This is a genomic window from Pseudomonas sp. FW300-N2A2, assembly GCF_017351735.1.
GTDB classification, from domain to species: domain Bacteria; phylum Pseudomonadota; class Gammaproteobacteria; order Pseudomonadales; family Pseudomonadaceae; genus Aquipseudomonas; species Aquipseudomonas migulae.
In genome coordinates this window covers 22,506-37,324 of sequence record NZ_JACNDU010000013.1, presented here as the reverse complement: position 1 = coordinate 37,324, position 14,819 = coordinate 22,506, and the positions used below count along the sequence as shown (strand labels likewise).

The 14,819-nt window shown below is 57.0% G+C and carries 8 protein-coding genes and 4 tRNA genes; 6 read left to right on the top strand and 6 right to left on the bottom strand.

What is annotated here, in order from left to right:
- Window positions 1-210: 210 nt before the first annotated feature.
- Together J4E42_RS17340 and J4E42_RS17335 are read left to right on the top strand one after the other, a co-directional pair.
- The gene (locus J4E42_RS17340) at window positions 211-2,019 is read left to right on the top strand and encodes a di-heme-cytochrome C peroxidase (protein ID WP_207285746.1); all 1,809 of its coding nucleotides are present in this window, start codon (window positions 211-213) and stop codon (window positions 2,017-2,019) included.
- Window positions 2,016-3,185, top strand: coding sequence for a catalase family protein (locus tag J4E42_RS17335; RefSeq protein WP_207285745.1), 1,170 nt, complete (start codon window positions 2,016-2,018; stop codon window positions 3,183-3,185). The genes J4E42_RS17340 and J4E42_RS17335 overlap by 4 nt, the downstream gene beginning before the upstream one ends.
- Before the next feature lie 143 nt (window positions 3,186-3,328).
- Here the strand turns inward: J4E42_RS17335 and J4E42_RS17330 are convergent.
- The 4 genes from J4E42_RS17330 to J4E42_RS17315 form a co-directional block, all read right to left on the bottom strand.
- Window positions 3,329-3,405, bottom strand: a tRNA-Asp gene (locus J4E42_RS17330).
- A gap of 19 nt (window positions 3,406-3,424) precedes the next feature.
- Window positions 3,425-3,500, bottom strand: a tRNA-Val gene (locus J4E42_RS17325).
- Between the two features lie 188 nt (window positions 3,501-3,688).
- A tRNA-Asp gene (locus J4E42_RS17320) sits at window positions 3,689-3,765 on the bottom strand.
- A 19-nt stretch (window positions 3,766-3,784) separates the two neighbouring features.
- Window positions 3,785-3,860: transfer RNA gene (locus J4E42_RS17315), tRNA-Val, on the bottom strand.
- Window positions 3,861-4,020: 160 nt separating this feature from the next.
- Between J4E42_RS17315 and rdgC the strand changes: the two genes are divergently transcribed.
- The 3 genes from rdgC to sugE all read left to right on the top strand — a co-directional run bounded on the left by rdgC (window position 4,021) and on the right by sugE (window position 6,486).
- Window positions 4,021-4,941, top strand: a complete 921-nt coding sequence (gene rdgC, locus J4E42_RS17310; protein ID WP_008035659.1) for a recombination-associated protein RdgC — start codon at window positions 4,021-4,023, stop codon at window positions 4,939-4,941.
- Window positions 4,942-5,086: 145 nt separating this feature from the next.
- A complete protein-coding gene (locus J4E42_RS17305; RefSeq protein WP_207285744.1) occupies window positions 5,087-6,052 on the top strand; it encodes a bile acid:sodium symporter family protein in 966 nt (321 codons plus the stop codon).
- A gap of 119 nt (window positions 6,053-6,171) precedes the next feature.
- Window positions 6,172-6,486: a quaternary ammonium compound efflux SMR transporter SugE gene (gene sugE, locus J4E42_RS17300; RefSeq protein WP_008035664.1), complete on the top strand. Its 315-nt coding sequence runs from the start codon at window positions 6,172-6,174 to the stop codon at window positions 6,484-6,486.
- Window positions 6,487-6,564: 78 nt separating this feature from the next.
- Here the strand turns inward: sugE and J4E42_RS17295 are convergent, their stop codons facing one another.
- Window positions 6,565-7,326 (bottom strand): TenA family transcriptional regulator, encoded by a 762-nt coding sequence (locus tag J4E42_RS17295; RefSeq protein ID WP_008040915.1) that lies wholly within the window; start codon window positions 7,324-7,326, stop codon window positions 6,565-6,567.
- Between the two features lie 78 nt (window positions 7,327-7,404).
- Complete coding sequence (locus J4E42_RS17290; protein ID WP_207285743.1) at window positions 7,405-9,864, bottom strand: EAL domain-containing protein; 2,460 nt, start codon at window positions 9,862-9,864, stop codon at window positions 7,405-7,407.
- Between the two features lie 290 nt (window positions 9,865-10,154).
- Here J4E42_RS17290 and J4E42_RS17285 point away from each other — a divergent pair, with 290 nt between their 5' ends.
- Complete coding sequence (locus J4E42_RS17285; protein ID WP_207285742.1) at window positions 10,155-14,816, top strand: deaminase domain-containing protein; 4,662 nt, start codon at window positions 10,155-10,157, stop codon at window positions 14,814-14,816.
- Window positions 14,817-14,819 lie beyond the last annotated feature (3 nt).

Genomic DNA, 14,819 nt, shown 5'->3' with positions numbered 1-14,819 from the left:
GGCCACGACCAATGGCTACCGGCATGAGAGCAGGAAACTTCTGATAAGTTCAGGTGTTTTAACGCATTTCCGGAATCGGATGATGAAGCTTCTGTCATCTTCGCCCCACAGGGACGACTGCTTCGTCCCACAACAACTGAAGTAATGGCCACTTGCCCCACGATTGCAGCTGAGGCATAAGAGAGCGACAACTCGACAAGGATGTTTAACTTGCGCCTCTTTTATCGCTTTCTGATTCTGATCGTTGCACTGCTGGGCCTCGCCCTCGCCGTGATTCTGTATTACGTCGCCAACCCGAAACTGCCGAACTGGTCGCCAGCACAACAAGTGCATTACCTGGAGCAGTGGAGCGCGGCCGACCGCCAGACCTACTACTTCACGCCCCAGGGCACTCAGGTCAAAGGCTTGCGCTACGAGTGGTTCAACGCGCTCGAGCTGCCCTTTTCGCAACAGCGATTCGCCAGTCCGGAGTACCTTGCGCGCTTCGGTTTCCTGGTCGATCCCGGCCAGAAAGCCACGCCGAACAACCCCGGCAACCTGCCCGTGGGTTTCGCCCGCCATCAAAACCCCGGCAGCCAGGATCAGTTTCTGGACATTACCTGCGCCGCCTGCCACACCGGCGAATTGCGCTTCAACGGTCAGGCCATCCGCATCGATGGCGGTTCGGCGCAACACGTCTTGCCGTCCAGCGTTCCGACACTGCGCGGTGGCAGTTTCGGACAAGCTCTGGTCGCCAGTCTGACGTCGACTTACTACAACCCGTGGAAATTCGAACGTTTCGCTCGCAACGTGCTGGGCCAGGAATACGACGCCCGGCATCAACAGCTGCGCAAAGACTTCAAAACCTCTCTCGATACGTTCTTGAAAGTAGCCTGGAACGACACCCATCGAGGGCTCTACCCGACCGAGGAAGGCCCTGGCCGCACCGACGCGTTCGGGCGCATTGCCAACGCCAGTTTCGGCGACGCGATCTCACCGGCCAACTACCGGGTGGCCAATGCGCCGGTCGACTACCCGCAACTGTGGGACATGTGGACATTCGACTGGGTGCAGTGGAACGGTTCGGCACAGCAGCCGATGGCCCGCAACATCGGCGAGGCGTTGGGCGTAGGCGCCACGCTGAATTTCTTCGACAGCAACGGGCAGCCACTCAAGGGCGACTACCGATATCCGTCCAGCGTGCGGGTGCGCGATTTGCACCTGATCGAAGAAACCCTGCAACGACTCAAACCGCCTGCCTGGCCGGAAGAGCTGCTGGGCGCGGTCGACAAACCTTTGGCCGCCAAAGGTCGCGCACTGTTCACCGAGAACTGCGCCGGTTGCCACGTTCCGCGGACGATCCAGGAAGGCGAGCGCTGGGTGCAGCAGTTGCACATGCTGCCCGTCGACGTCATCGGCACTGATCCGACGGCGGCGAGCAACATCGCCAACCACCGTTTCGACCTGACCGCGCTGCAATGGGACCCGACCGAACTGGCACAGATGGACGTGAAGCTGCACCCGCCCCCCGAGGAGCCGCTGGACCTGAGCCAGCTTTCGGTGGCCAAGGGGCTGGCCTACGTCACGGCGTTCGTCGAGGACCGGGCTTACCGGGAGGCCAAGGTCACAGCGGCAGAAAAGCCTCGGCTCGATGGCTTCGGCCTGCCGATCGGCGTTCGTGAAAAAGTCGCCTACAAGGCTCGGCCGCTGTCAGGCGTCTGGGCGACCGCTCCGTTCCTGCACAACGGCTCGGTACCAAGCATTTATCAATTGCTCTCGCCTCAGGACGAACGCGCGGCCACCTTCTATAAAGGCACGTTCGAGTACGACCCGAAACACCTGGGCTATCGCACCGAAGCCTTCACCAATGCATTCCTGTTCGACACGCGCATTACCGGCAACCACAACAGCGGCCATGAATTCCGCGCCGGTAAACGCGGCAACGGGGTGATTGGCCGACTGCTGCAACCCGAGGAACGCTTTGCGCTGCTGGAGTACCTGAAAGTGCTGGGCGGCCCGCTGGAGGCGCAATTGCCATGATCATGACCACCTTCAAGAAAGATTTGCCGATGTTTGCCCGGTTCTGGTTGTGGCTGGGTCGCCTGCTCGGCAAAACCCTGCTGGTTTTGCTGGGCATCGGCTTGCTTGGCTGGGCGCTGGCCACTGCCTGGTTTGCCTGGCAGCACCGTGGACCGGTCTCGGCACTGGAGCAGATTCCGGATGGCGAAGCCGCCATGACCCAGGACGTGATCCAGACCGCTGTGCGGATTGTCGATCAACACCGTGAAAGCACCCGCTATCTGCGTGATGCCCATGCCAAGGCCCATGGCTGCGTAAAGGCCGAGGTGCAGGTGTTGCCGGATCTGGCGACAGAGTTGCGTCAAGGTGTGTTCAGTGAGCCGGGCAAGACCTGGCAAGCGACGATGCGCCTGTCCAACGGCAATGCCTACCCGCAATTCGACAGCATCCGCGATGCGCGGGGCATGGCGATCAAACTGCTCGATGTGCCGGGTAAACAATTGCTCAGCGATCAACAGCGTCGCGGCGAACAGGACTTCGTGATGTTCAGCCATCCGAACTTCTTTGTCAGCGATGTCGCCGAATATCGTCAGAATGTCGCCGCCCAGGCGGACGGCAAGAAGGTGATGGCGTTCTTTCCGGGCTGGGACCCGCGCACCTGGCAGGTTCGTCATCTGTTTATTGCCTTGGCGACGCTTTCTCCGCCACCACCGAGCCCGACCCAGACGACATACTTTTCGGTTTCGCCCTACAAATTCGGCGAGGCCAATGCCAAGTTTCGGGTCATGCCCGACCCAACGAACTGCCCAACCTATGCCCTGCCCGCGCAAAACCAGAAGTTGCCGAACTTTCTGCGCAATGCGCTGAACCAGCAACTGTCGACCGATCGGGTGCCTGCCTGCTTTGTCCTGCAGATCCAGCGGCAAGATGCAGGCAAGTACATGCCGATCGAAGACACCAGCGTTGAATGGAAGGAAAGCGACGCGCCTTTCCAGACAGTGGCGCGGATCAACGTGCCCGCCCAGGACTTCGACACGCCAGCGTTGAACCTGCAATGCGACAACCAGTCGTTCAATCCATGGTTTGGTGTTGAGGCCCATCGCCCGATTGGCGGCATCAACCGCTTGCGCAAAGCTGTTTACGAGGCGGTCAGCGATTACCGACACAGCCGAAACGCCGAACAGTAGGCGGGCACAAACGAAAAAAGCGACCCGAAGGTCGCTTTTTTAATGGAAGTCGGCATAAAGCCAAACTCCAGACAGCAAAAAGCCCGCTTAAAGCGGGCTTTTTCCGTGGTGACCTGGCGTTCAGTGTTCCAGGTTACCGAATATGGCGCAGCGGACGGGACTCGAACCCGCGACCCCCGGCGTGACAGGCCGGTATTCTAACCGACTGAACTACCGCTGCGCGTAGCGTTGAAAGTAAATGGTGGGTGATGACGGGATCGAACCGCCGACATTCTGCTTGTAAGGCAGACGCTCTCCCAGCTGAGCTAATCACCCTTTACCTTCGTTGCGGGGCGCATTGTGCCACAGATTTTCATAACGTGTTGATTTAATTGATAAATAATTCAAAAAAATCTGAAAACCGGTGAAACGACGCATCCAGCAGGAACTTCAGGCAGAAAAAAACCCGCGTTAGCGGGCTTTTCCGTGGTGACCTGGCGTTCAGCGTTCCAGGTTACCGAATATGGCGCAGCGGACGGGACTCGAACCCGCGACCCCCGGCGTGACAGGCCGGTATTCTAACCGACTGAACTACCGCTGCGCGTAACACTTGAAGCGAATGGTGGGTGATGACGGGATCGAACCGCCGACATTCTGCTTGTAAGGCAGACGCTCTCCCAGCTGAGCTAATCACCCTTCACTTTCGGTGTGGCGCGCATTCTACGGAGCGACCTCACCTCTGGCAAGCACTTTTTTAAATAATTTTTTCAGGCCTTCCAAAGGCTTAGAGAAGGGTTGGCCTATGGCGCCACGAAGAGAATAATGCCCCACTTTGTATAAAGGAGAGACTCGCCCCATGTGGTTCAAAAACCTGCTTATCTATCGCCTGACCCAAGATCTGCCTTTTGATGCCGAGGCGTTGGAAACTGCACTGGCCACCAAACTGGCGCGTTCATGTGCAAGCCAGGAGTTGACCACCTACGGTTTCGTCGCGCCTTTCGGCAAGGGCGAAGATGCACCACTGGTGCACGTCAGCGGCGACTTCCTGCTGATCTCCGCCCGTAAGGAAGAACGCATCCTGCCGGGCAGCGTCGTGCGTGACGCCGTTAAGGAAAAGGTCGAAGAGATCGAAGCCGAACAAATGCGCAAGGTCTACAAAAAGGAACGCGATCAGATCAAGGATGAAATCATCCAGGCCTTCCTGCCACGCGCCTTTATCCGTCGTTCGTCGACCTTCGCGGCCATTGCACCAAAGCAAGGGTTGATTCTGGTCAACTCGGCGAGCCCGAAACGTGCCGAAGACCTGCTGTCGACCCTGCGTGAAGTGATCGGCACCCTGCCGGTACGTCCGCTGACTGTGAAAATGTCCCCGACCGCCACCATGACTGAATGGGTCACCACCCAGAAAGCCGCCGATGACTTCTTTGTGCTGGACGAGTGCGAGCTGCGCGACACCCACGAAGACGGCGGCATCGTGCGCTGCAAGCGTCAGGACCTGACCAGCGAAGAAATCCAGTTGCACCTGAGCACCGGCAAAGTGGTCACTCAGCTGTCGCTGGCCTGGCAGGACAAACTGTCCTTCGTCCTCGACGACAAGATGGTGGTCAAGCGCCTGAAGTTCGAAGACCTGCTGCAGGATCAGGCGGAACAGGACGGCGGCGAAGAAGCCCTCGGCCAGCTGGATGCCAGCTTCACCCTGATGATGCTGACTTTCGGCGACTTCCTCCCGGCGCTGGTTGAAGCGTTGGGCGGTGAAGAGACGCCGCAGGGAATCTAAAGCCTGGTGATTTTCCACTGTGGGAGCGGGCTTGCTCGCGAAAGCGGTTTTACATCCAACACATGTGTTGGTTGAAACACCGCTTTCGCGAGCAAGCCCGCTCCCACATTTGTTTTGCAGTGCTACTTAAAATAAGGATCAGGCCATGCGTGCACTGGCTGCATTGAGTCGCTTTGTCGGCAACACCTTCGCTTACTGGGTTCTGATTTTCGCCGTCGTGGCTTTCCTGCAACCGGCATGGTTCCTCGGCCTGAAAGGCGCGATCGTGCCGCTCCTGGGCCTGGTGATGTTCGGTATGGGCCTGACTCTCAAGCTCGAAGACTTCGCCGAAGTCGCTCGCCATCCGTGGCGTGTGGCGCTGGGCGTGGTTGCACATTTCGTGATCATGCCCGGTGTGGCGTGGTTGCTCTGCCAGGTGTTCCATCTGCCGCCGGAAATCGCCGTGGGTGTCATCCTGGTCGGTTGCTGCCCAAGCGGCACCTCATCAAACGTCATGACCTGGCTGGCCCGTGGCGACCTTGCGCTGTCGGTGGCCATTGCCGCCGTCACCACCCTCCTCGCTCCACTGCTGACGCCCGCGCTGATCTGGCTGCTCGCATCGGCCTGGTTGCCGGTGTCCTTCATGGAATTGTTCTGGTCGATCCTGCAAGTGGTGCTGCTGCCGATCGTGCTTGGCGTGGTCGCTCAGCGCGTGCTCGGTGATCGGGTTCGCCACGCAGTGGACGTACTGCCGCTGGTTTCCGTTGTCAGCATCGTGATCATCGTCACGGCTGTCGTCGCGGCCAGCCAGGCGAAGATCGCCGAGTCCGGTCTGCTGATCATGGCCGTGGTGATGCTGCACAACAGCTTTGGCTATCTGCTGGGGTACTTCACCGGACGGCTGTTCAAGTTGCCACTGGCCCAGCGTAAATCCCTGGCGCTGGAGGTCGGCATGCAAAACTCCGGTTTGGGCGCCGCGCTGGCCAGTGCGCATTTCTCGCCGCTGGCGGCGGTGCCGAGCGCGTTGTTCAGTGTGTGGCACAACATTTCCGGGGCGCTGCTCTCGACGTATTTCCGCCGGATGAGCGAGAAAGAAGATCGGGAAACCGCGACTCGGCAAGTGACCGAGTAAGCGGAAAACTTGATCCCCGGGTTAATGATGGGCACCATACTGCGCAACGCGAGGACGACCTCGCGGCTCGATCGAGTCATTAATCTGGGGACGACCCCGTCAATCGATGGAGGTCTCTCATGTCCTGGATCATTCTGTTTTTCGCCGGCCTGTTCGAAGTGGGCTGGGCTGTCGGCCTGAAATACACCGACGGTTTCAGCCGTCCTCTCCCTACTGCGTTGACGATTGCCGCGATGGCCATCAGCCTTGGCCTGCTTGGGCTGGCGATGAAGGAATTGCCCCTGGGCACTGCCTATGCGATCTGGACCGGCGTGGGTGCCGTCGGCACGGTCATCGCCGGGATCATCCTGTTCGGTGAATCGATGGCGCTGTTCAGGCTGGCCAGCGTGACCTTGATCATTGCCGGGCTGATAGGACTGAAAGTCAGCGCCTGACGGCTTGCGGCCAATACGACAAAGCCCGCCCCTCTATCGATAGAGGGCGCGGGCTTTTTCAATGGTGAGTCCAACCGATCAGCTTTCGGCCAATGCCATGCGCCCACGCGCGACCGGAGCCTTTTCCACATGCTCAAGCTGGATGCACCGTTCCAGGAACAGGTACATGTAGTCGTAGCTTTTGCACACGGCCTCGCGCAATTGGGCCTGCAGTGACTTGCTCGGGTTCAGCCCCGCCAGCGTGCAGATGATTTCCAGCGCTTCCCACGGATGGGCATCATCGTACTGGGCATGCATCTTCAGCCACTTCATGGCTCGCTTGCGATCCTCTTCGGGGAACGATGCCGCGTAGACGCCATTGGAACAGACCAGCGCCGACCACTCGCCGGTCGCGCCTTCAATGGCGTAGTTGGTGGCGGCAATGGCGACGATCAACGAGTCCGCCGAACTGGTGTGCCAGCACCAATGACTCAAGGCGTGAAGTTCAGGGGCCACCTTTTGCGCCTGCAGTTCTTCCAGGCTGACACCGTGAGCACGGCTCCAGTGCACCCAGTAATCGGCATGGTTCAATTCCACACGAATGTTGCGCATCAACCATCGTCGCGCCATGTCCTCGCCGGGATGGCGGGCAAAACGGGTCTTGGTGAGGTTCTGTGCCATATACAACGCGAATTGCTCAACCACGGGCCAACCACCAATAAGGTAGTTGCGCATGGTCTTTGCGCTGAGTTTGTTATCTCGCATGCGCCTGTACAATTCGTGTTCGACAACCCGGCGTTTACTCTCGCTGCAGTCCTGGATCAGTTGCTGAGCCCAGGCGGGATAACTTGCAGCTTCCATGAGGGGTCCGGTTCTGTTGAATGTATCGATCACTGTCGGGTTCCTTTTGATTGTGATTGTAAGGATCAGCAAGAGATTTCAACGGAACGTGCCAGGCGCCTTGAACAACAACGGCTGAGGCCTGGCAGGACGACTTTGTAAACTATCGCAGGTAAACAAATGCGGGCGCTCAATCACATACCCTTGAGCGTAATCCACCCCGATTTCCAGCAATGCCTGTTCAATCTGGGGTGTTTCAACAAACTCGGCAATCGTACGCTTACCCATTACATGGCCGATGTGATTGATCACTTCGACCATGGCGCGGTTAATCGGGTCGTCCAGCATATCCTTTACGAAACTCCCGTCGATCTTCAGGAAGTCTACAGGCAAATGTTTCAAGTAGGCGAATGAGGACATACCGGCGCAAAAGTCATCCAACGAAAAGTGGCAACCTAAGCCTTTGAGTTCATTAATAAATCTAATTGCACTTCCAAGATTGGAAATAGCACTGGTTTCAGTAATTTCAAAACAAATCATTTCAGGCGGTATGGAATAAGTAATGAACTGTTGACGCAGGAAGCCCAGGAACGCCTCATCTCCTATAGTTGTGCCTGACAGATTAATCGCACACATCGCCAACGGCCCTTTGTGTTTCTCCGATATACATTGGGCAATGATCTTGAAAACATTCTGTACAACCCAACGATCAAGCGAAGTCATCAACCCATAACGTTCCGCCGCCGGAATAAAACTGTCGGGCAATATCATGCGCCCGGCTTCGTCATGCAGGCGCAACAGGATTTCGATATGCCCGCCGCCTGTTTCGACATGACCCAAGGCTGCGATTTCCTGGGCATACAGACAAAAGCGGTCCTCTTCCAGCGCCATGTGCAAGCGCTGCACCCAAGCCATTTCGCCAAAGCGCAGGGACAGTTCCGAGTCATCGGCGTGATAGACCTGAACCCGGTTGCGACCCTTCTCCTTGGCCATGTAACAGGCCATATCGGCGGCGCGCAGCGACGTTTCGAGGGTGGTCGGGTGCTGATTGATGTGTACCAGGCCGATGCTCACGGTGGTCACGAACGGCCGGCCTTTCCAGACGAAGTGCAGGTTCTGCACGGTCTGGCGCAGGCCCTCGGCGATTTTCTCCGCGGCTTCCGGCGCGCAACTCTCCAGCAGGATGCCGAATTCGTCGCCGCCCAGGCGGGCCAGGGTATCGCCTTCGCGCAAGCCCGATTGCAGCAACGCGCAGATGTGCCGCAACAACTCGTCCCCCGCCGCGTGGCCGCACGTGTCGTTGACCAGCTTGAACTGGTCCAGATCGAGAAACATCAAGGCATGACGCCCCGGATGTCGCGTCAGGTTGTGCAGCACCTGTTCCAGGCGATATTCGAATTCGCGGCGATTGGCCAGCCCGGTCAGGGCGTCATGGGTCGCCTGCCAGGACAAATTGGCAATGTATTGCCGCTCCTGGGTCATGTCGTGCAACACCAGCACGGTGCCGCTGACCTTGCCGGCATTGCGGATCGGCGCACCGACCAGCGTGACCGAAACCGTGCTGCCATCCAGCCGTTGAATCAATTTGGAATGCTCGCTGCCACCGCTGAGCTGACCGCTCAGTATGTGCTCGATCAACGTAAAGCCGTCGGCCTGGGCATTCTCGTCCAGCAGATTGAACAGCGCGGCCAGGGGCAAGCCTGTCGCCTGCTCGGCCTTCCAGTGCGTCAACGCCTCGGCGGCCGGGTTCATGTAGGCAATCGCGCCGTCGACATTGGTGGTGATCACGGCGTCGCCAATCGATTGCAGGGTGATCTGCGCGCGCTCCTTCTCCAACTGCAAGGCGTCGGCAAACGCATGGCGCTGCTTGAGCAATTTGTGCGTGCGCATCAGGGCCAGGACAATCAAGCCCAGGGCGGTGGCGAGATTCGTCAACAGCAGCAGGCGCAGAATCACCCGCGAGCCTTCACCCAGGGCATCGCTGAAGGCCTTCGCCGCCGGCGTCACTTCATCGTTGATTGCAAAAATCTGATCTTTCCAGCGCTGGATATCGCCATTGGTGGCCTGACGGGAGGTGATGCGCTGATGCATTTCCCGAGCAACATTATCAAGGCGCAGCAGATACGCATCCCCTACCGTCCAGAGGTCGATGGCTTTCTCAAGGTAAGAGAAGTGGCGGAAATTGAGGTACAGCCAGATCAGGCTGGAGACGTCATCCGGATGGTTGCCCCCCTTGAGGATCGCCTGGCGTGCCGCTTCGATGTTCGGCGGCTGATGGTCCAGCGCCAAACGTAACTCGTGGCCCCCCTGAGGCACGGCGATGGCGTTCTGGTATTTGAGGAATATCGTCTCGTCGCGACTGTCCGCGTAGAGATTCAGGTAATAGATGGCGTCTTTCTGGCCCTTGGACCAGAGGCTTTCGCCGGCAACATAGCCGCGCACCGCCGACAAAACATACAGGCTGAAACCGCCCAACAGCGCCTGAAATAGCACGACAGCGATAAATGGCCAGACAATGCCCAGCAACCGTGGCGTTCCGAGAGTCCGCGTTTGATTCATGAGGTCCCTTGTTTTAGCACTGCCAGATCATCATCCAACGTGATCGCTACAGCTAGACTAGGGTGCGTTCTCGATCCCGGCAAGCGAGAAGCCCTTTCTATGGGCAAGTGCCGGTAAATAACGGTTTTCAGTGAGAGGCGGACACACCTCGCGACACAGTTCCTGGAGAAAAGCCGCCATCACCTAACTATGTACCGCTCTCTCCTGTTTGTTTTCGCTTGAAATCGGCCAACGACGCCATCGCACCAGAGCGATGCGCAGATCAACCGATAATCAAGAGAAGCAATTACATGCAATTGAACACTTCAAACCCACCTTCACCCTCCGAGGCTGAGTTACATGCAGGCCAACTGGAGGATTACGAACTTCTGCTCGCGGCCTTGCGCGAAACACCGGTAAACATTCTATGGCCCGTCTTGCCACTAAAACCTTATTCACCACTCACCAAGGTGAGCGCAGATGGATTAAAAGCGTTGTGGCAAGTGCTGCGCGATCGGGATTACATCGATATGTGCACAAAACTTGAAATAAAGCACGGCGATCTGTCCGTTGCGTTCAAGGAGGGCAAGTATGTCTATCAGGCCTGGAAGAACACAGGACATAAAGTCACGTTGGAGTTGACCGAGCACGCCAAATGGCAGCCGCTGAAACTGCGGATTGAGCGGGCAGCAGCATTACTGGGCGGAGTGTTGAATTCAAACCGCACCATTGGCTTAGAAAGAATGTGCGTCTTTTACGGTATTGCATTGACGTCGAGAGACCCGCAAATAGTTCAGGTCACGATAAAGGTCGTTCAGGACAGGATCGCCGCCCATCGTTTGAGACTGGAGGACGAGTTTGAAGCCCTTGATCTGAAGTCCCCTCCCACAGAAAAGGACCTGGAAACGTTCGCGACTATCCAACAAGCATTTCCTGGCACTCCAGTCGATACGCAGTTACTCCATAGCGGCCAGGTCCGCGGCGAAATAGTCGATGCGGTTAATCAATTTTTGCCGGAGAGCGTTACTTCACCGCTGACTTACCTTGCCAAGGACATTCTTCCTACCGCAACGATTGAACAAGTACGCGCAATGCCGAGTGTGTATCTCGAAAAAATCCTGCAGAGCGCGGAGGCTCAAAGGCTTGGAAACACATTACTGACAACAATGAATTGGTATGGTGGCACAACCGGTGAAGAGACTTCGCCTTACATCCGCACCAGACTGATAGCTAACGCGCTGCAGTATTGGCTTTGTGCACAGACCCTGGATTCCAGCGATTTGATCGCCGGGTACAACTGGCGAAGTCGTTCGAACTGGGGAAAGAGCTACCAGGCAATCCGCGAGGCATTTGAATCCCATTTACTCACGTCAAAACTGGCATCGTCGGAAAAAGAGGCAGTGGTCATTTCGCGATTGTTTTTGTCCCGGTTCCCATTTGAGTTTCGTGTCCGGGACATTCCGGCAGATCTTGCTTACCGGAGCACGGCTGTCTGGGTCAACTTCCTCAACGGAGTCAATTTCGTCAAATCCGTCTCCCCCGAATTGCTGGACAGACTGAGCTTCCAGCAGTTGGTCAACTTGCCCATGCACAGGGCCGAAGTGGCAACCACGGAAGAATTGAACCTCCTCAGTCTCACCAGGCTGCTTCCGACCCTGGATTGGGCTGTCACCCAGGGTTTCGTTTCGCAAAAAGACCTCAAGGATTACACGCAAGCCGACATCGAACGAGCCTGCTCCGAACTGGAAAAACACTCGAACGAGGTCAATCAAGCGGTTATCCGAATCAATGAAGAGCCACCCAAACGGCTGGCCATCGCCAAGGCTGAAATACAAACGCTGTTCGGAAGCGAAGCCTTCAATACCGATGGACGCGAACTGGCCAGGCATGACGAGTTGGCTTCGATCGGCTTTCGCGACCCGCCGCCACTCAGGGGTAAGGAATACAAGTACTACTCGTTCACCGATGTCTTGGCGTCCGGCATGTTCGACGATCAGAAAAAATGGTTTGTGACTGAGGCTGACGGCGAGACCTTGAGCAAACAATGGATCAGGATGGACAAGGATCGGTATGTCAAAACCGAAGCGCCATGGCCTGTTCCCGGCATCAACTGGGAAGGCCGCCTTCGGCCAGTCCTGTCACCGTTTACCAAAATCCCCGATGTCCCTGCGCTGTTTGACGATGCGTTCAAGCGGCATCTGGAAACGATCACGACGGCCTACCAGACATTGATCAGAACGCTGTTAACCTCACTCCCCTATGCCGACCGCCTGGCGCTGGAGGTGGGTGAAGTCAAGATTTACAGCCTGCGCAAAGAAACCCGCAAAGTCGCCGCCAAAGACGAAACGCCCGAAATTACGTTGCCGCTCAGAGCGCGCAACGGCGTAATCCTGCAAGCGACTCAAACAAACGAGCCCATCGGGGACGAAGCCGCCGTTTCCGTCAGCACTTTTTACGAACTTCTCCCGAAAGCCGGGGTAATACGTCGCCTCGAAAATTTTGATGCGACGTTGTTGATTCCCCGGATCGGGGCGATGGCAACCACCTCCAATGGGGCCTATGTCGATGTCATCCGCGACAGGCATTTACCCTTCGACTGGGATGCGCATTCGAACGGCACCCTGCCCAAGGCAACGGCCTTCTGCGAGGCCATCATCGATCAGCTGCCACCAGCCTTCAGCGCAAGTTCCGAGATCACGGAGCATCATCAACGCGCCCCATTGACCCTGTCGTCCAGCCGCTCACTGGCGATCAGCCGACACATTGCGACCGAACTCCTGTTCGTTGACCCGCAAGCGTTGCGCACCTTTGCGAAGGGTCAGACCAGGTTTGAACTCGAAGAAGCTCAACGTAGAAAGATATTCAAGATCGCCAAGTTGTTTGTACCGTTCTGGGGCCCTGTCGAAGACGTGATGTCAGGCGATAAGAATCGCATCGCCCTGGGAATAGTCGGCCTGTTTTTCGATGTAATTTCGTTCGTGATCCCCATTGGCAAATTCGCCACGGGTTCGATCAGACTGATCAGTAACGCGGGCCAACTGGCCACACGCGCAACGCTCCCTTCATTTTCAACGCTGACAAAAACGCTGCTGGTATCGACACTGCGAGCGTTGAATCCGCTTGAGATTATTCCCGCGCTGCTCAAAGGCTTGGGCAAATCGGTGCGATACATTTATAAAACCGTCACGTTCGAATTTAACGAACTCGTGGGGAAAATCCGCTACTACGAGTACGTGCGCAGCTTGCCTCAGTTGAGTGATGCCGGACGCTGGAAGCCTGCAACGCTGGGAGATCAGCTAGCCAGCATCAAAGGCATAGATGATGTGCCAATTCGCAACATCGGCACCTCTGGCAAGACCGACTTGCGCCTGATCGATCCATTGTCCTCCAAGCCCTATGGCCCGTCGTTGACCACCCGCGCCAGTGACTTCTCTCCCGGGCAATCGCACTACAGCACCCTGGAAAGCCGCAACCAGCAATCGGTTGTGGAGCTAGCCAAGACACGCCACGTACGAGAAGTGCTTGAAGTGGACGGCCGAACCACGCTGTTCATCGATGACGTGCCGTACCGGCTGGAGGGTGACACGCTACGCCGTGCAGACTTGATTGACGCGAGTGATTCGCTGAAGTCGATACCTTGCCGACCGAGACGCGCCCCGGGAGCAGATGTGTGCACGACTCGCTATGTGAAGCGAGACCCGGCCCCGACACCCGCGGTTGGCGCCTTCGATGAAACCAAGGGATGGGCCACCTGGTTTGGCGACAGCATTTACACACCAGGCACTGCGGGCGCCCCCCTGACGAAGGTTTCGTTGGCCACTCACACAACACTCGACGCGACGATGGAATTCCGCAAAGGCATTTACGGGCGTGTCAAAGTCAACGTGACCGAAAAAGGTGTGACCGATACCTTCCACTCCGGAGCCGTCATCGTGGACTCCGTAGACGGTTCGAAACGGTATGTTTTCACACGTCTTGATGCGGGGGATTTTTACGTTGCCGAACTGGCAAAAGGGCAAAGCCTGCGTAACGCACTGACTTTCAAGCAAGCGTCAACCTTGCCCGCCGAACTGCGGCGCGAGTTGATGGTGGTGTACACCGGCTCGTTGAATGCCAACAACATGGCGAGGATTTACGGTGTGACTCTCGTTGAGCGCGCCATGAGGGCGATGGACAACATCGCCATACCTATCGGCGGCCATGCCAATCCGCCCGATACACTCAGGCTGATCAAGGTCGATACCAGCCCCGGCGAGGCCGTGCTGTTCGATCACTCGACCCGAATGATCGTCAGGCACTCCACCGATGGCGCAACGACCTGGTCAGCGTCCAGGAATGCTCCGGAAAGTGTCCGTGAAACGACAGCGCAAGTATTCAATACACTGTTTCAGAGAACCGTTATCACCCTGGAATCGTCGGTTCGGGATGGGCCCAAGGCGTTGAGAATCGATGGCGTCATGTTGGAACTACAGCAACGCATCAGCGCCATTCATAACAGTGAATTGGGCAAACTGCGCAATGTTGCATTCGCTGAAATCAAGACAAGACAGGGCATTCGGGAGGTTTATGTCAGCGTTTCCGGCAGACAGGGTGACACCGCTTACCTGCCATTGTTTGAGAGAAACAGAGGCTCGAAAGAGGTGATCGACGAAGGTACGAGTTACTTCAACATCGATCACGGTGCCAACTTCCCGGAGAAATCGCTGAAGGTCTCCAGTTCTGGCAAGTTACAAGCGATTCCGCACACGATCAAAGACATCGAGAAATACACCCCCGAACTCACCCTACGCCCTACGTCACTGGACACCGAGAGCAAGCTCATCAGCGTCATACGCCAGAAATATCCAGACTCTCAGGAGCTTGAGTCCATCACCATCGCCACCACCATGGCCCCCTGCGATTCGTGTTCAATCGTCATGAAGCAATTCGGTTATGACGGCAGTCCGGAGGCCTTGAACGTGATCTGGAAGTAGTCG